The 16,273-nt window shown below is 57.3% G+C and carries 16 protein-coding genes and 1 pseudogene; 5 read left to right on the top strand and 12 right to left on the bottom strand.

What is annotated here, in order from left to right; genetic code table 11:
• Window positions 1–24: 24 nt before the first annotated feature.
• On the bottom strand, window positions 25–1,089 hold the full coding sequence (locus tag BMY44_RS13575) for a maleylacetate reductase (RefSeq protein ID WP_341349658.1): 1,065 nt from the start codon (window positions 1,087–1,089) through the stop codon (window positions 25–27).
• A gap of 91 nt (window positions 1,090–1,180) precedes the next feature.
• On the opposite strand from BMY44_RS13575, the gene BMY44_RS13570 reads away from it, so the two are divergent.
• Entirely contained in the window at window positions 1,181–2,131 is a 951-nt protein-coding gene (locus BMY44_RS13570) for a LysR family transcriptional regulator (protein ID WP_089995867.1), read from the top strand.
• A 222-nt stretch (window positions 2,132–2,353) separates the two neighbouring features.
• Here BMY44_RS13570 and BMY44_RS18510 read toward each other — a convergent pair.
• Window positions 2,354–2,551 (bottom strand): annotated as a pseudogene (locus BMY44_RS18510) (hypothetical protein); the annotation flags it as partial.
• A gap of 216 nt (window positions 2,552–2,767) precedes the next feature.
• Between BMY44_RS18510 and BMY44_RS13565 the strand changes: the two are divergent.
• A complete protein-coding gene (locus BMY44_RS13565) occupies window positions 2,768–3,631 on the top strand; it encodes a carbon-nitrogen hydrolase (RefSeq protein ID WP_242650568.1) in 864 nt (287 codons plus the stop codon).
• Window positions 3,628–4,932, top strand: coding sequence for an aminotransferase family protein (locus BMY44_RS13560; protein WP_089995862.1), 1,305 nt, complete (start codon window positions 3,628–3,630; stop codon window positions 4,930–4,932). The genes BMY44_RS13565 and BMY44_RS13560 overlap by 4 nt, the downstream gene beginning before the upstream one ends.
• A gap of 20 nt (window positions 4,933–4,952) precedes the next feature.
• Here the strand turns inward: BMY44_RS13560 and BMY44_RS13555 are convergent, their stop codons facing one another.
• The 8 genes from BMY44_RS13555 to BMY44_RS13525 form a co-directional block, all read right to left on the bottom strand.
• Window positions 4,953–5,981 carry a zinc-dependent alcohol dehydrogenase family protein gene (locus BMY44_RS13555; protein ID WP_278246586.1) on the bottom strand — a complete coding sequence of 343 codons (1,029 nt, stop codon included), beginning with the start codon at window positions 5,979–5,981 and terminating at the stop codon, window positions 4,953–4,955.
• A 580-nt stretch (window positions 5,982–6,561) separates the two neighbouring features.
• A complete protein-coding gene (locus BMY44_RS18075; protein WP_110521949.1) occupies window positions 6,562–6,720 on the bottom strand; it encodes a nicotinate phosphoribosyltransferase in 159 nt (52 codons plus the stop codon).
• Window positions 6,721–6,768: 48 nt separating this feature from the next.
• Window positions 6,769–7,182 (bottom strand): alternative ribosome rescue aminoacyl-tRNA hydrolase ArfB, encoded by a 414-nt coding sequence (gene arfB, locus BMY44_RS13550; RefSeq protein WP_089995859.1) that lies wholly within the window; start codon window positions 7,180–7,182, stop codon window positions 6,769–6,771.
• A gap of 332 nt (window positions 7,183–7,514) precedes the next feature.
• Window positions 7,515–8,150, bottom strand: coding sequence for a queuosine precursor transporter (locus tag BMY44_RS13545; protein ID WP_089995856.1), 636 nt, complete (start codon window positions 8,148–8,150; stop codon window positions 7,515–7,517).
• An 88-nt stretch (window positions 8,151–8,238) separates the two neighbouring features.
• A complete protein-coding gene (locus BMY44_RS13540; RefSeq protein ID WP_089995853.1) occupies window positions 8,239–9,093 on the bottom strand; it encodes an esterase-like activity of phytase family protein in 855 nt (284 codons plus the stop codon).
• On the bottom strand, window positions 9,094–9,996 hold the full coding sequence (gene mepA / locus BMY44_RS13535) for a penicillin-insensitive murein endopeptidase (RefSeq protein WP_089995850.1): 903 nt from the start codon (window positions 9,994–9,996) through the stop codon (window positions 9,094–9,096).
• Complete coding sequence (locus BMY44_RS13530) at window positions 9,993–11,381, bottom strand: MFS transporter (protein WP_089995847.1); 1,389 nt, start codon at window positions 11,379–11,381, stop codon at window positions 9,993–9,995. The genes mepA and BMY44_RS13530 overlap by 4 nt, the downstream gene beginning before the upstream one ends.
• A gap of 64 nt (window positions 11,382–11,445) precedes the next feature.
• Window positions 11,446–11,988, bottom strand: a complete 543-nt coding sequence (locus BMY44_RS13525; protein ID WP_089995844.1) for an acyl-CoA thioesterase — start codon at window positions 11,986–11,988, stop codon at window positions 11,446–11,448.
• 135 nt (window positions 11,989–12,123) lie between these two features.
• Between BMY44_RS13525 and BMY44_RS13520 the strand changes: the two genes are divergently transcribed.
• Both BMY44_RS13520 and fdhF read left to right on the top strand, forming a co-directional pair.
• Window positions 12,124–12,411 carry a YggT family protein gene (locus BMY44_RS13520; RefSeq protein ID WP_089995841.1) on the top strand — a complete coding sequence of 96 codons (288 nt, stop codon included), beginning with the start codon at window positions 12,124–12,126 and terminating at the stop codon, window positions 12,409–12,411.
• Window positions 12,412–12,535: 124 nt separating this feature from the next.
• Window positions 12,536–15,301, top strand: coding sequence for a formate dehydrogenase subunit alpha (gene fdhF, locus BMY44_RS13515; RefSeq protein ID WP_089995838.1), 2,766 nt, complete (start codon window positions 12,536–12,538; stop codon window positions 15,299–15,301).
• A gap of 5 nt (window positions 15,302–15,306) precedes the next feature.
• On the opposite strand, the gene BMY44_RS18105 is transcribed toward fdhF, so the two are convergent.
• Entirely contained in the window at window positions 15,307–15,498 is a 192-nt protein-coding gene (locus BMY44_RS18105) for a hypothetical protein (protein ID WP_131801613.1), read from the bottom strand.
• 33 nt (window positions 15,499–15,531) lie between these two features.
• Window positions 15,532–16,137: a hypothetical protein gene (locus BMY44_RS13510; protein ID WP_089995835.1), complete on the bottom strand. Its 606-nt coding sequence runs from the start codon at window positions 16,135–16,137 to the stop codon at window positions 15,532–15,534.
• Window positions 16,138–16,273 lie beyond the last annotated feature (136 nt).

The raw sequence follows: 16,273 nt of genomic DNA, 5'->3' as shown, positions 1-16,273 counted from the left end.
ATGTCCTCCCAAACGTCATCGTATTTATTCAATCGGTGTGTCACCCGCCCAGGCCGCCTGCAAAAGCGCGCGAATGTCCTCACGCGTGACAGGTTGCGGGTTCGGGTATGGTTTTGTCGTGGCCAGTTCCGCCGCCCGATCAAGGTCCGCTTTTTTCAATCCCAGTTCGCGCAGCGCTATCGGCGCATTCATCGCCTTGGCGAAATTATGCAGAGCCGTTCCGGCATTGCTGCCGCCGAGCAGATCGCAGATGGGCTGCAAGTCCTTGGCAACTGCGCGCGCGTTGTAGGCGATGGCGTGGGGCAGCACGATGGCGTGTGTCTCCGCGTGGGGCAGATCGAAGGATCCGCCAAGCGTGTGACAAAGCTTGTGATGCAATGCCATACCGACTTGACCTAGAACAGTGCCGCACGCCCACGCGCCGCGTTGCGTCGCCTCGCGCGCCTCCAGATCAGAGGGATCTTCCAAAACTTTTGGCAGGCCATCCACAAAGGCTTTCAAACCATCAAGGGCCAACGCCGTGGTCTCAGCCGTCCGATCCGTTGCATAAAGCGCCTCAGCCGCATGGGCCATTGCGTTCAGCGCAGATGTCACAGTCATGGGGACGGGCAGTGTTTTGACCAGTTCGGAATCGTAGATAATGACCTCTGGCAGAACCTTTGGATCACTGAGCGTGGTTTTCACACCATTCTCGGTTTGACCAAGGATGGGCGTGCATTCGCTTCCGGCGTAGGTCGTTGGAATGACGATCTGCGGCAGGTCGGTGCGATAGGCGATGGCCTTGCCAAGCCCAGTCGTTGACCCACCACCGATCGCCACGACACAATCAGCGCTCGTTTCCGTAACGTGCTGCATCGCGGCTTCGGTTACGTCAACAGGTGTATGCATCGCCGCCTTGCAGAAGACACCGGCAGCAAGGGAGCCAAGTTGCTCGGCAATATCCAAAGCATCATCACATTGCTGAGGAGTTGCCAGAACGAGCGCTTTTGACAAGTTCAGTTTGCGAAGCTCTGCGGCAACTGTGTTGCGCGTGTTCGCACCGAAGACGACCCTGACGTCTGAAGTGATAACTGGCGCTGGCTGTCCCAAGAGGATGCTCTCCTAATTCTGATCTAACCTAGAATAGCGGCAGAAAATGCACTGTTGATCGAATTTTGCGCAAACAATATATCATGATGGTATGAAAATTGATCCAAACCATCTTCACATGCTTGCAGCGATTATCGATTCTGGTGGCCTCAGCGAAGGCGCCGCCGTGTTGAACAAGTCGCAACCAAGCGTCTCTCGATCTGTCGCTATGCTTGAAAAGCGCCTTGGGTCACGGTTGTTTGAGAAGGGAAAACGGCCGCTTCGACCAACGGAGTTGTGCCAGACCTTAGCCGAACAAGGGCGAATTATCGTGGCGGCAGGCACCGCGGCGCAATCAGCGGTGGAACTCTATTCAGGCGGCAAAGCAGGCACAGCGCGCGTGGCGGGAACACCAATATTCATGGATGGCGTCATCTCAAACATGATGGCCGCGTTCCAAACCGCTTTTCCTGAAGTTTCAATCCATCAAAGCTACGGTTATCTAGCCGAACTGTCCGAACAACTGAGTGTCGGCAACATTGACTTGGCGATATGCCCGATAACGCCAAATGAGGTCCCTTCCAATTTGAGCTTTAGACCGATCTTGCGCGGTCGGAATGTCATTGCCTGCGCCCCATCGCATCCGTTAGCACGCAAAGCCGCTTTCAAATTTGAAGACATCGCCGCCTATCCTTGGATTGCACCGCCCGCCGGAAGCCCCTTGTATAGCGATCTGAAAAGAGCATTGGACAGTATCGGAATTACCGATTTCCGTGTCAGCTTCACAGGCGGATCGCTTGCATCCATCTTTAGCGTTATGGCCGGCTCAGACGCACTTACTGTGTTGCCATATTCCGTCGTGTTCATGCAAAGAGCCGCGAAGACGATCACCGCGTTGCCGGTCAGGCTTGAGCATCCAGAGCGTGAGCTTGGGCTCCTTTGGCATGCAGATCGACCAATGCGACCTGCTGTTCGGAGATTTCAGAGGTTTCTCGAAACCGAATTTAGAGGCTTAGCAGACCGGATCGACGAACGCGGGAGAGAAGACGTCTGGCGGCGTTAAATAAATAGTTTTCAGACAACGCCGGTGGCCAAATGGTCCGGCACTTGGCGAGAATAATTGTCAAATCCATTTCAGGCCCCGCGCAGCAAGAGGTCTGCTATTGCCGCGGCACGAAGCTCACTCGCCAAAATACTAAGCGATCCTAGCTAGACTAATTCGCACTCTTGCCCCGTTTTCACGTTCCAATTCGGTATAGGCCTCCACGGCTTAAAGCTAAATTCAGCTAATGTTGGTGCTCTCGCGCAAACTACGAATGTTCGCGGCTGCGTGCTGCATCAACCCAGACGTTAACTCACCCTGTTCGAGCAAGACTTCACCGGACTAGCCTAGTCTCGCCAGATGGTAGTGGATCGAACAGTCGACATGGCCGCCTCTGATGACAACTGCCTGTGCTTGGTTGTCCTGATAGCTACGTAGAATTTTTTCAAAGGCTACAGGTTCACTTTGGGCATGTAACAAAAAACCGGGTCATTGCCTCCCAGTATTTGGCTGCACTGGCGAGGGAATGTTGTTAGACATAGGTCGTTTGAGCCTCAGTTTGAGTTATAAAGTGTCTTGGAATGTCGCAAGGAGAGTATCGAGCGGTCATGAAAACACGCACTTTTAGGTGCAGAGACAAGCAAAGTTAGGGTCATCATGACGAGTGTAACCGTCGCAGCGATGCAGATCGCGAGCACCAAGGACTATGATACGAACATGGCAACAGCGGAAAAGGTCATCCGCGATGCGGCGGCTGCTGGTGCGCAGATTGTTTTGCCGGGTGAGATGTTCTCTTCTCACGAATTCCAGTTCATGGAAATGGATGTAGAACCTTTCAAATTGGCTGAAGCGTTAGATGGACCAACGGTCAGCCACATGCGCGCGCTGGCCAAAGAGCTTTCGATTGTCATCCCGACGAATATTTTTGAGAAGGCGAACAATGCTTATTTCAACACCAATGTCATCATTGATGCGGATGGGGCCATTCTGGGGCACTACCGCAAGTCGCACATCCCACTAGGACTGCCCGGCTGCTATGAAAAGGTTTATTCAAACCCTGGCGATACGGGCTTCTTGGCGTTTGGCACGGCCTATGGACGCATTGGCACCGCAGTGTGCTGGGACCAGTGGTTTCCCGAGGCCGCACGGATTATGGCCCTGAAGGGGGCGGAAATCTTGTTCTATCCGTCCGCGATCGGATCGGATTGTCATGACCATTGGCAAACTGTCATGCGAGGACATGCCGCCGCAAATATCGTTCCGTTGGTCTGTTCAAACCGTGTGGGCCACGAAAAGGGTACGTTGGGTGAGGTCACATATTTCGGGCAGGCCTTCATAACGGGCCCGCAAGGCGAAGTTGTCGAGAAGGCCGACAAGACGTCAGATATGTTTATCGCCCACACCTTCGATCTTGCGCAGATAGCCGAGATGCGGGCCCATTGGGGCCTGTTCCGCGACCGTCGCCCCGATCTGTACGGCCCGATTTTGACCCTGGATGGCAACACAAAGACGCCGGTATGAACGCGCATCTCTATCCGTTCACAGACCCTATCGAAGCGCGGGCAACACCGCCCAAACAAATGGTGTCAGGCGATGGAGCATATGTGACAGACACGCTCGGCAACACCTATCTTGATGCCGTGTCGGGGCTGTGGTGCGCCTCCCTCGGCTTCAATCCCGAACGTCTTCAAAAAGCCGCGACAGACCAGATGGGAAAGCTGGGATATTATCACAGCTTTATGGGGCGCACTGGCGAGGTCACCAATCATCTCGCCGAGCGACTGGTCGAGAAACTCCCTGACGGGATCGATCATGTGTTCTTTGGAACGTCAGGCTCTGAAGCCGTTGAAAACGCAATCAAGTTCGCGCGTTACTTCCAAATCGGACGTGGTAAATCCACAAAGGCCCGCATTATCGCACGTGATGGTGCCTATCACGGCTCAGGCAGTATCAGTGCAGCCTTAACTGGAATGTCCTACTGCCATGACGGTTTTGATGTGCCTCTGTCAGAAGTTATTCGCACAGGGCGGGCGCACCATTTTGCGGACGCCCATCAGGGTGAAAGCGAAACTGACTTCGCCAACCGCCGCGTTCAAGAGCTTGAAGAGCTGATAATCGCCCAAGATCCTGACACGATCTGCGCATTCATTGGCGAACCCTTGATGGGCTCAGGTGGTGTATTTATTCCTCCAGAGGGCTACTGGCAGGGTGTGCAGCAGGTTTTGAGGAAATACGATATCCTTTTGATCGCTGACGAAATCATCACGGGCTTCGGACGTACGGGCCAATGGTTCGGGTCACAGACGTTCGGGATCAAACCCGATCTGATGACAATGGCCAAACAGTTAACCGGAGCGATGTTTCCGCTATCAGCTGTGGGCATGTCAGCTCAGATTTATGATGGCTTGTCAGAACATGCGCATCGGTTGGGCACATTCGGCCATGGGGTGACTTACGGAGGGCATCCAGTGGGGGCCGCTATCGCGCTCGAAACTCTTAAAATCTATGAAGAGATGGATCTGCCAGTGCATATCGCTGCGCTCGGCGCGCATCTCAGGAAAGCTCTCGAACCACTTCAGGATATGGCCGGCGTCGGAAACATACGTTCGATCGGTTTTGTCGCTGGGATCGAATTTACTAAGAATGGCGCGCCCGACGATGCAACAGCACGTGCGGTCGGAGAAGAAGCCGAAAGGCGTGGCGTCCTTTTTCGGATCATTAACAATACCTTGGCTATCAGCCCGCCTTACATTTGTACAACTCACGACATCGACAAGATGGTTCAGGTCATGAGAGATAGCATCGCGCAGACACATAGCTAACAATCAGAAGCACAATCCTGTCAGAATTCGGTAATCACCGTCGCGCCAACGGATTGAAAGCTGTCCATTTGCATCAGCGCATCAATTGACTGCTCCAAATTGATCTGCGCCCCGACAAGGCGGGACAGATCTAGTTTACCAGCTAATACCAAAGCGAGCATGGCTTCATAGCGATGCGCCTGCATGCCATGGCTTCCCAAGATCTCAAGCTCATTGGCAATAACGTCGGCCATTGGAACGGTGGCATCCGTTGTTTGCCCAAGGATCAGTCCCACTTGAATGTGCTTTCCTCGCCGCCGCAGGTTTTTCACTGAATTGTAGCATGTAACGGGATGGCCCAACGCATCTAGCGATACATGCACGCCACCTTGTGTCAGATCACATACAGCTTCTGGAACATCATCGGTCTTTGCGGCGTTTACAGTCGCAACTGCACCCAAAGCGCTGGCAAGCGCCAGCTTTTCCTCGGAAATATCTACAGCGATAACATTGGCGCCGATAGCATTGGCGATCATTACCGCGGACAACCCCACACCGCCGCAGCCATGAACAGCGACCCATTGTCCTGCCGCTGTTTTTCCCTGATCCACCACCGCGCGAAAAGCGGTAGCGAAACGACATCCCAGACTTGCCGCCGTAGCAAAATCAATATCATCGGGAAGTCTTACAAGATTCAGATCAGCCTGATGAAGAGCCACATGTTCGGCAAACGATCCCCAATGCGTAAATCCCGGTTGGAATTGGCTATGGCAGACCTGTTGATGTCCGGCATGGCACTCCGGGCACGCCCCGCAACCGCCGACAAACGGCACAGTGACCCTGTCACCAACACGCCATTTCCGCACGTCTTTGCCAACAGCGGCAATAGTGCCAGCAAGCTCATGACCGGGTACGTGCGGCAATTCGATACCGGCATCGTGCCCCATCCAGCCGTGCCAATCACTGCGGCATACGCCTGTTGCGCCAACGGTCACCACAACTCCGTGATTGCTGGGCGAAGGGTCCTGCAAAGTTGTCACTTTTGGTGCTTGCCCGAAGGCTTCGAACATGACTGCTTTCACTCTGTAACCCTCATCCATTAGCCTTCTTGTTCTTAGATATCAGCCGACGGTCACAATAGAAGTGTCAAATTCGCCAGTGACACGCCGCCTCTCGACTGCCCAGGGGTTCATCTCAATCCCGATCGGTGAAGAGAGATGGTCGAGGAGGATCCCTATTTGCAGGATATAGGCGTCTTGGGCCGGTCGAAACGTCCTTGTAGCCTAGACAGACCCACGGAATACTTGTGCGGTTATTGTAGCTTGTCTTTGGGAGCTTCGAAAGGGGTCTGGCCGTTATGCGCGCCGTGCGGTCTAGCGAAGCTCGATCGCGTCCCGCGATCCGACGTACGGTGTTTGCACGGCGAAAGAGTGGTTGGTGAATGCCCAGTTTTTTACCCTCTCAGCGACCGCTCTGGTGGAATCCACTGCGCTGCAAAATTCGTGGCGCTATAAATGTTAGCAAATGCTGCGTAAGCAATAGCCGCGCTTGCACAAGTCCGGTTTGTCCGCTTAGCAGTCTTTGATATGAGAAGTAGTGAAGGTGCGGTTTCCGTCTCACTACACCGCGACGCCTTCACCTGACACTGGCCTACTCCGTCGCTTCCTCCAACTCATCCGGCAGCACGCTGTCGGTCGTTTCCTGCACGACCTCGCCGCTGCCGAGCATGATCAGCACGATGATGGCAAAGCCTGCGGGGATCAGGGCGTAGAGCCATTTGCGGTTCGGGGATTTCTGGGTGTCATTCATGGGGGTCTCCTTTTCAGAAGTAACCGTCGGTTGGCCGTGGTTGTTCCCTCACTCCTCCACCTTCCCGCGCAGCTTCTTCACTTCGCCGCGCACCTTCTTTGCCGTCAGCCGCCGCTTGACCGACCCGTAGGTCGGCTTGGTGGCAAGCCGGCGTTTCGGCGCGACCGTCGCTTTCTGGATCAGATCGGCCAACCGCTCCCGCGCGATCTCGCGGTTGCGCGCTTGGTGCCGCGTTTCCTGCACAAAGATCACGACCGCCCCGTCCTGCGTCCAGCGCCGCCCTGCCAGCCGTTTCAGCCGCGCCTTCACCGCAGGCGACAGGTTGGGCGACCGCTCCGCCTCGAACCGCAGTTCCACCGCCGTGGACACTTTGTTCACGTTCTGCCCGCCGGGCCCTGACGCGCGCGTAAAGCTTTCGGTCAGTTCCCAGTCTTCGATTGTGATCTGGTCGTTCACTTTCATCTTGATCGCCGCTTGTGTTTGTCGTGCATTTTGCGGTGCACGCCCGGTGTACGTCCAGTGCACGCGGTGTGCACAGCCCGAAAATGGAAAAAGGGCCGCCCCGGCGTTGGGGTGGCCCTTCCCTGAATTTTCGGAGGTGGGTCGGTTAGGTTTCCCACCTTATGGTTCTCTCAGCCAAGGGCTGCCCTAGCTGCGACCCCCATAAGTTGTCCCGACTGCCTTCTCCAATACCTCATGATGCACTGGATCACCTCCTTTCAAAATGTTTCGCCTATCCAGAAGGTTGGCACAGATTTGGTATATTTCAAGTAAAAATATACCACCGCTCGCGTTTAGTTGACAGGTGCGGCCCGACGCCCAACAATCAGGCGAAACGGGACCAAAGCGACCAGCGCCAGCGCCACTTTTACGCACCAGTCAACGCCCGCTGTGCCGATCCAGCGGGTGAGGTCGGTGCCGAAGGGGGTGGCGACGATTTCGTTGAAGAAGTCCGTGTTGTGATCGGTGCCAAGGATCCCCGACGCGGGCGCCGAGAACGCGATGAAGAAGAAGAGTGCCGTGTCCAGGGTGGACCCCACTAAAGTCGAGGCGAGCGGTGCGCGCCACCAGGCACCGGACCGTAGACGGTCAAAGATTGCGACGTCCACCAGTTGTGCCACCAGAAATGCCGTTGCCGATCCGATCGCGACGCGCAGCGTGACGGCGGGAGCGATGAAGTCGGGGGCGATTTCGACCGACACCCGCGTGCCTATGAACGAACAGATGATCCCGACGATAAAGCCGAAGAAAACAACCTTGCGCGCGGCCTCTTTGCCGTGGATGCGGTTCATCAGGTCCGTCACAAGGAACGCGAACGGATAGGTGAACGCCCCCCAGGTGAGCCAGTCACCGATAAAGAATTGCACAAGGATGTTGGATGCGACGACGATCGTCGCCATGGCAAGAACGCCGGGAAGAATGCGGGTCATGTGATGTTCCGTTTTGACAAGGGTGCGGCACTTGGCCCGCCGGTTAATCCGCGCGGACGCCGCGCTCTACCCCTGCCAGCGCGTGCCGTCAATCTGTTACGCGATATTCCACGATCTCGGTCTGTTGGAAGAACTTGTAGTTGTCATCTGCGATCATTGTGATCCGCAGTCCCGTCCCGTCATCCCAAACACTGATCCCTTCAAGGTTGTCATGTGTGGCGTTGCCCGTGTCGATCAGCAGTTCCTCGCCTGTTCCATCAAGTGCGAAGCGGCGCACGCGAGACCGGAAACCGAAACCGGTGAAATCCCGTTCCAACAGATAAAGCCGGTTGTCCGGACCGATATCTGCCCCGACCACCAGATGTGCGTCCCGCCGCGGGACTGAAAAGGGGACATCCCATGCGCCGTCCTTGAACCGGTAAACAGGAAAGGGCCGCGTTTGCCGTCCGCTGCGTTCGGGCAGCGTGTAGAGCGCGCCGTCAGGGCCAATTGCAAGAGCCTCGAGCGATGCGTTTTCCTGCATCCGCTGGAAATCTGCCGCGCGCGGAATTCGCGTTGCCGGACCGTTAATGTCAACATAGGCGGCGACCCGCGCCAGTGCCTCGAAGGATACATAGATGGTGCCGTCAGGGCTGATTGCCAGCCCTTCGGCGTCTGATGTGTCGCCTTCGACCTTGGTGCCGTCGGATATGCGCAGGCGTGTCATGCGGTCATGCGTGAGGGCGATAATCCTGTCACCATCTCGTGTGATTGTGCCGGATGTGATCAGGCCCTTATCGCTTAACGCGGTAAAGCTGGTGCCCCCATCTGCGATATGCAGACCTGACATGCCGCCGAAACCGCGCGCGCTGCTTTCCCACACGAAAGTGCCGAGGTAGCGCACATCAGCCGCAGCCGATGGGCCACAGACCCATGTGGCAATGATCACCGCTAAGATGCGCATTTACTGGGCGTTCAGAACCCCGAGGCACTGGCCGGGCAGGCTTGCCATCGTCAGCTCGCGCCGTGGCGGGGCGGGTGGCGCGTTGGGATCTGGCGGCGGTGGGTTCAGGATATTCGCAACCCAGCGGTCCGCGTCTGCACAGCCGTCACCGGCTGGTGGTGGAGCCTGATCCTCGCAGCCACGATCCCCTGCCGGGCAGTTCAGCCTGACATGGAAATGATAGTGGTGTCCCCACCACGGGCGCACTTTGCGCAGCCACGACCGGTCGCCGGTTGCATTGTTGCACATGGCGACTTTTGCACCCGGAAAGACAAAGATGCGTGCAACCCGCGGGTCAGAGGCCGCGCGGCGCAGAATGGCTTCGTGTTGTGGTGTCCAGCTGCTGTTCGTGTAGGCCCCGCTGGCGCGGCGCATCGAGATCGAAGAGATGTTTTCCCGTTCCTGCCGCGTGAGGTCAAGCCGCTTGGGTGGCAGCATCCAGACGTCGATATCAAGACCGGTCTGGTGACTGCGGTGTCCGGTCAACATCGGCCCGCCACGCGGCTGGCTCATGTCGCCGATGTAAAGCCCGCTCCACCCCGGTTGGGTTGCTGCAAAGGCGCTGAGATCCTGAACAAAACTGATCGTTTCCGGCTGCGCCCAGTTGCGGTTGCGCGACAGGCGCATCGCTTGCCATGTCGGTCCTGTTTCGGGCAGTTGCACCGCCCCTGCCTGACAGCCGCGTGCGTAGCCGCCATAAGATTGCGGACTTTGTGCGGATGCGACCTGTGCTGCCCCGAACAACGTCTTGGCGACTCGGTTGTCGCCGGCGTTCTGGGTTGAAACGGCCGCTGTGGACGCGGTTTCATTCTGGCAGGCCGCAAGGCCAAGTATCAGTGAAAGTACCAGCGCGATGCGGGTCATAGGCCTCTGTCTCCCTCTGGGTTGACCCACTTTAGCAAGTAGAGCCCGATAAGGAAGAGGAAGATGACGGGAAGAAAACTTAATTGGACGCTTCCTGTCAGCAACGCAAAGAGCGAGATCAGCATCGGGGCCAGAAACGCCGTTGCCTTGCCCGAAAGGGCGAACAATCCGAACGCTTCGGTTGGCCGTTCCGGGTCAGTGTGGCGCACCATCATGGACCGTGACGCGGCATAAAGCGCACCGCCTGCACCACCGATGATGGACCCGCAGATGAACAGCACCGCATCAGGGATGCGCGAACCTTCCGGCAGAGGCACCCCGAACAGGTATTCGCGTGACATGCCGATGATCGTGGCGCTGACCAACATCAGGCTGAGGATGCAGAAGATGATGACCGGCTTGGGTCCGAACTTGCCGTCACAGACCCCGCCGACATAGGTGAACACAGCCGCTGTAATCACACTGATGATCCCGAATGGCCCCAGCTGTAGCACGGTCCAGTCCAGCACCAGCGTAGCATAGACCCCCCCGAATGCATAAAGTGCGTTCAGCGCGTCGCGATAGAACATCGACCCGATCAGGAAGTTCGCGGCGCTTTTGCGTTTCCAGACCGATTTGACGGTCGCGACCAGCTCTGCCCAGACTTGTGACATCTTGGGGATTGGGCGCGAAATCGACGGATCGTCTTTGACGAACAGAAAGAACGGCAGGATGAAAAGCGCATACCAGACGGCCATGAACGGCCCGACGAACCGCGTGCCTTCCTTGACTGCAGCATCAAGTCCCAAGGCCGGAATGAACCCTACGATCGTTTTACCTGTGTCCCCGCTTTCTGCAAAGAAAACCAGCATGATGATCAGCGCGACAAGCCCGCCCCAATAGCCGATCGACGCCCCAAGACCAGAAATGCGCCCGACTTGTTTTTCGGTCCCAAGTGAGGGCAGGTAGGCGTTTACGAAGTTCAGCGCGGATTCAGCGGCGATGAAACCGACGTAGAACAGGATCAGAAACAGCGTCAGCGCGCTGCTGTCGGGTGTCAGAAACCACAGCGACGCAGCCCCGATGACGTAAAGCGCGGAAAACAAGGCAATCCACGGCCGCTTGCGCCCCGTGTTGTCGGCAAACGCCCCAAGGAACGGTGCCGTCAGCGCGATGATGATCCCCGCACAGCCTTGCGCGAAGGACCAGATGCTTTGCGCATTGGCCTTGGCGTCTTCGGCCCCGATGGATGTGTAATAGTCTGTCGCCACGACGGCGAAATAGGGACCAAAGATGAACGTCAGCCCCAAGGTGTAGTAAGGCTGGCTGGCCCAGTCGAATGAGATCCAGCCCCAGATGCGCCGTTTCGGCACCGCCGTCGCCACGCCTGTCACTGCAGTAGTCATGCCCGTCCCCGTCCCCGTTTTTTGGCACTAGACACTGCGAAGGCGATACCTTGCAACCCTTGGTTTACAAATCGGCTCCATGTTCGGGTGGCCAGGGTCGCGTTGCCTCTGCATCGACCCAGTTCTGGATCCAGTCGGGCAGGGCGGGCGACGCTTCGGTGTATCCCATGGCTGCAAAAACACGCTCGGGTGCCACGATCCCGTTTTTGTCCGTCACGGCAGAGCGGTAAAGCGCCTGCGCCGCGCAATGCTCGCCGATCCAGATCGACTGGTCGAGATAGAAAAACCGCGCATCCCAGCCAACGGCGCGGCTGACAACGCGGAATTTCACGAAAGGGCGGATGCGGCGGCGATAGCGAACGGACACACCTGCCATGGTCAGCCCCCAACGATTTTCACTTAACGCGCGCAGCAGGCCCACGCGTTTGGCCAATACGGTGCGGCCAAGGTCGAGGATCGTCAGGATGCGCCCGTTGTTCATTTCCATGAAGACATCGATATCCTGCGGCCAGCAGCGGTGGTGGGAAACATGTGTGCCAAGTGTGGGCAGATCGCCTGCCTTGCGGTGCAGGACAAGCTCCTTGGCCAGCCGAATAAAGGGATACATCTGAAGTCCTTACAGAAAGTCATATCTGACAGTAAGGTGATTGACGTTAACGTCAACTTTGACCTTGCGGCAAGTGGGGCTTGTGTGTTCGTGCTTCACCGCCTACCTGATAGGACGTTGCAAAAGGAATGACGCATGGGCTCGATTTTTCTGATTTTGATGTTTCTTCTGGGCGTCGCCCGGACACTTATCTTCGTCCACTTCATCATGAGCTGGCTCATCTCGTTCAATGTGCTCAATATCAACCAGCAATTCGTCGCGCAGGTCTGGTACGCGCTGCAACGCATCCTTGATCCGGTATATCGCCCGATCCGCCGTTTCATGCCTGACCTTGGGGGGATCGATCTTTCGCCGATTGTCGCGCTGATCGGGATCGAAATCATCCGCATCATCCTGATCCAGAACCAGTCCTTCTTCTTCTGATCCGCGGCGCGGGTTTCCGATCCGCGTCAGCGCGATGGCGCAAAATCGCGGGCGGGCGTCGTGCATGGGCTGACAGGCATGGGGTTGGTATGGTCTAGTCTTCTTCGGAGAGAGGGAGACACCCATGACCGCGATCACCTTTACCCTTGATGGCAAGGACGTCACCGCAGAACCGGGCCAGACAATCTGGGAGGTCGCGCATGGCCGCGGCCTTGTGATTCCGCACCTTTGCTATAAACCGGCACCGGGGTATCGCAGCGATGGCAACTGCCGCGCCTGCATGGTCGCCATCGAAGGCGAACGCACGCTGGCCGCATCCTGTATCCGTGAGCCGTCCGAAGGTATGGTCGTCACCACGAACCAACCGCGCGAAGTGCAGGCCCGCCGCATGGTGATGGAAATGCTGGTGGCGGATCAGCCAGAAAAGCCGGTCGCACACGACAAGTCATCCCATCTTTGGGATATGGCCGAACAGCAGGGCGTGCACGAAAGCCGCTTTCCGACGATGGACGCCGCCACTATTCCGCTGCTGGATGACAGCCACGTCGCAATGTCAGTCAACCTTGATGCCTGTATCCAATGCGGGTTGTGCGTGCGCGCCTGCCGCGAGGTACAGGTCAATGACGTCATCGGCATGGCCGGTCGGGGCCACAATGCCTATCCGGTCTTTGATTTCGACGATCCGATGGGTGCGTCCTCTTGTGTGGCTTGCGGCGAATGTGTGCAGGCGTGCCCTACAGGTGCATTGATGCCCGCGACGGTGACGGATGCGCAGCAGATCGGCGACAGCAAGGATTACGACAGCGAAGTCAACTCTGTCTGCCCGTTCTGCGGTGTCGGCTGTCAGGTGTCGCTCAAGGTCAAGGACAACAAGGTCAAATTCGTCGAAGGCATCAATGGTCCCGCGAACGAAGGCCGCCTGTGCGTCAAGGGACGGTTCGGGTTCGACTACATTCACCATGAACACCGGCTTACCAAGCCGCTTATCCGCCGCGAAGACGCGCCGCCCAAGGGTTTGAACGTCGATCCCGGCAAATGGGGCGAGGTGTTTCGCGAAGCAACATGGGACGAAGCGCTTGATGCTGCAGCCAACGGGCTGAAAGACATCGGCGGCAAAGGTGTCGCGGGTTTTGGGTCGGCCAAATGCACCAATGAAGAGGCGTATCTTTTTCAGAAATTTATCCGTCAGGGTTTTGGTCACAACAACGTCGATCACTGCACGCGGCTGTGTCATGCGTCATCTGTTGCGGCGTTGATGGAAAACGTCGGCTCTGGTGCCGTCACCGCGACGTTCAACGAAATCGAAAACGCGGATGTCGCCATCGTCATCGGGGCCAACCCGGTTGAAAACCACCCGGTTGCGGCGACCTACTTCAAGCAGTTCACCAAGCGTGGCGGCAAGTTGATTGTCATGGACCCGCGCGGACAGGCACTCAAACGCTTTGCGTCGCACATGCTCCAATTCCGCCCGGGTGCGGATGTGTCGATGCTGAACGCGATCATGCATGTGATCGTCGAGGAAAAGCTTTACGACCAGCAGTATATCGACGCCTACACCGAAAACTGGGAAGCTGAGAAACGTCACCTTGCCGATTTCAGCCCTGAACGGATGTCAAAGATCTGCGGCATTGACGCAGAGATGCTGCGCGATGTGGCCCGCACATTTGCCGGTGCGAAGGCGGGGATGATTTTCTGGGGGATGGGGGTCAGCCAGCACATTCATGGCACCGACAATTCGCGCTGCCTTATCAGCCTTGCGCTGATGACAGGGCAGGTTGGCCGCCCGGGTGCCGGTTTGCACCCTCTGCGCGGACAGAACAACGTGCAAGGCGCGTCGGACGCCGGATTGATCCCGATGTTCCTGCCGGATTACCAGCCGGTCGGGGACGAAGGCGTGCGCAACGCGTTTCAGGAAATCTGGCAGGAAGGAACGATTGATCCGAACCGCGGCCTGACCGTAACCGAAATTCTTGATGCCGTTCATGCGGGCGACATTCACGGCATGTATATCCTTGGCGAAAATCCGGCGATGTCCGATCCAGATGTCGAACATGCCCGCGACGCGCTCGCCAAGCTGAAACATCTGGTCGTGCAGGATATCTTCATCACCGAAACGGCGAACTACGCCGATGTTATCCTGCCTGCCTCTGCATTCGCGGAAAAAACCGGCACGGTGACGAACACGAACCGGCAGGTTCAAATGGGCCGTCCCGCCGTGACCCCACCCGGCGACGCGAAAGAGGATTGGTGGATTACTGTCGAACTGGCAAAGCGCATCGGTGTTGGTTGGGATTATACGCACCCGTCCGAAGTTTTCGCTGAGATGGGCAAATCCATGAAGTCCCTTGCCAACATCACTTGGGATAGGCTTGAGGCGGAGAACGCCGTGACCTATCCGTCGCTTTCTGCCGACGATCCGGGCCAGCCCATCGTGTTTGCAGACGGTTTTCCGCGCCCCGATGGCCGTGCCCGTTTCACACCCGCCAACGTCATCGCGCCGGATGAAAGCCCGGATGCGGATTATCCGATGATCCTGACCACTGGCCGCCAGTTGGAACACTGGCACACAGGGTCGATGACCCGTCGGTCCAAAGTGCTGGACGCCGTCGAGCCCGAAGCCAACTGTTCGCTGCATCCGTCAACATTGCGCAAGTTGGACGTTGTTCCCGGCGGTCTGGTGCGGCTGACGACGCGGCGCGGGTCGATCACGATCATGGCCCGCGAAGACCGCGCCGTCGCACCGGACATGGTGTTCCTGCCTTTTGCCTTTGTCGAGGCGGCAGCGAATATCCTGACGAACCCGGCCGTCGACCCCTACGGCAAGATCCCGGAGTTCAAGTTCGCTGCGGTGAAGGTGGAAAAAGCAGATGCAGCGGTCGCAGCCGAATAGGTGAGCTAATTGCCCATCGCGACCTTGATGAGCGGCAGAACCGTCGCGGCGACGATACCGACCACAGCCCCAACGCCAAGGCGCACATAGAACGTGCTGAGCTGCGGTGCAAAAGCGCTGAGCAGCCCACAAACACACGCATAAAATGCAAGGGCGATCACATCCATAGGGGCAGTATATCGCAGAAACCGCGACATGTCGCGTTGTTCTGTGCCGGCAGCATTATTGGTTCAATCCTCGGGCACACCGACGAAACCGCCTGCAAAAACCGTGTCGTCATTGCTGCCGTGGAAGACTCCGATCGCTTCGTCGCCGCTGACCAATCCGTCTAGCGCACCTGCCGTCTCTTGATAAGCGACGGAACCCGTCAGGCCTTGCGTCCCTGTGAGCTGCCCATCAACCGACAGCTTGCCGTTATCGCTTTCGCCGGTGAGGGTCAGGGTGTCGAAATCGACCTCGAACGAGATGTCCGCGATTTCGGTGTTTGGCGTGGCGCTGTCGGTTGAAATGCCAGTGACCTCTGCGATGGCGTATGTTCCCACAAATGTGGTCGCGCCGCCACTGGCGGGACGGTCGTCAACGGCGTTGTTGAGCTTTTGACCCGCGTAGGCAACGTAAGCGCCGCTGTCGTCCAGTTGGCCTGCGGTATAGACGAAACCGTTGCGGGTTTCGGGGATCTGGCGCTGGTTTCCGACGCGTGTCGCCTCATCAATGTCGCCGTCAATGACGTTGTTGGCGTCGGGGGCAAGAAAGCCTGACGTCGTGCTTTGCGAAGACGAACTGCAGGCGGCAAGCACGACGATGGGGGCGCAGAGAAAGATATGGGTGCGTTGCATGTCGAGTTGCCCCTGATTTCAGTCAGGGAGATCGTGCGGCGTCGCTGTCGTTGATACAACCATAAAGCGTTTCCTTGGCACAAAACCGCGCCTGCTGTGTGATTTCAAATTAACTGAACGCTTGTTCAAAAAACCA

The organism is Cognatiyoonia koreensis, from assembly GCF_900109295.1.
GTDB lineage: Bacteria > Pseudomonadota > Alphaproteobacteria > Rhodobacterales > Rhodobacteraceae > Cognatiyoonia > Cognatiyoonia koreensis.
The sequence above is the reverse complement of the archived record's forward strand: the minus strand, read 5'-3'. Positions and strand labels throughout refer to the sequence as shown.

What these genes read in the sequence shown, in the direction of transcription:
- BMY44_RS13565 (WP_242650568.1), top strand. Translation starts at nt 2,768, where the DNA reads ATGACGAGTGTAACCGTCGCAGCGATGCAGATCGCGAGCACCAAGGAC.
- fdhF (WP_089995838.1), top strand. Translation starts at nt 12,536, where the DNA reads ATGACCGCGATCACCTTTACCCTTGATGGCAAGGACGTCACCGCAGAA.
- BMY44_RS13520 (WP_089995841.1), top strand. Translation starts at nt 12,124, where the DNA reads ATGGGCTCGATTTTTCTGATTTTGATGTTTCTTCTGGGCGTCGCCCGG.
- BMY44_RS13555 (WP_278246586.1), bottom strand. Translation starts at nt 5,981, where the DNA reads ATGTTCGAAGCCTTCGGGCAAGCACCAAAAGTGACAACTTTGCAGGAC.
- arfB (WP_089995859.1), bottom strand. Translation starts at nt 7,182, where the DNA reads ATGAAAGTGAACGACCAGATCACAATCGAAGACTGGGAACTGACCGAA.
- BMY44_RS13570 (WP_089995867.1), top strand. Translation starts at nt 1,181, where the DNA reads ATGAAAATTGATCCAAACCATCTTCACATGCTTGCAGCGATTATCGAT.
- BMY44_RS13545 (WP_089995856.1), bottom strand. Translation starts at nt 8,150, where the DNA reads ATGACCCGCATTCTTCCCGGCGTTCTTGCCATGGCGACGATCGTCGTC.
- BMY44_RS18075 (WP_110521949.1), bottom strand. Translation starts at nt 6,720, where the DNA reads ATGAATGACACCCAGAAATCCCCGAACCGCAAATGGCTCTACGCCCTG.
- BMY44_RS13510 (WP_089995835.1), bottom strand. Translation starts at nt 16,137, where the DNA reads ATGCAACGCACCCATATCTTTCTCTGCGCCCCCATCGTCGTGCTTGCC.
- BMY44_RS13560 (WP_089995862.1), top strand. Translation starts at nt 3,628, where the DNA reads ATGAACGCGCATCTCTATCCGTTCACAGACCCTATCGAAGCGCGGGCA.
- BMY44_RS18105 (WP_131801613.1), bottom strand. Translation starts at nt 15,498, where the DNA reads ATGTCGCGGTTTCTGCGATATACTGCCCCTATGGATGTGATCGCCCTT.
- BMY44_RS13525 (WP_089995844.1), bottom strand. Translation starts at nt 11,988, where the DNA reads ATGTATCCCTTTATTCGGCTGGCCAAGGAGCTTGTCCTGCACCGCAAG.
- BMY44_RS13540 (WP_089995853.1), bottom strand. Translation starts at nt 9,093, where the DNA reads ATGCGCATCTTAGCGGTGATCATTGCCACATGGGTCTGTGGCCCATCG.
- BMY44_RS13530 (WP_089995847.1), bottom strand. Translation starts at nt 11,381, where the DNA reads ATGACTACTGCAGTGACAGGCGTGGCGACGGCGGTGCCGAAACGGCGC.
- mepA (WP_089995850.1), bottom strand. Translation starts at nt 9,996, where the DNA reads ATGACCCGCATCGCGCTGGTACTTTCACTGATACTTGGCCTTGCGGCC.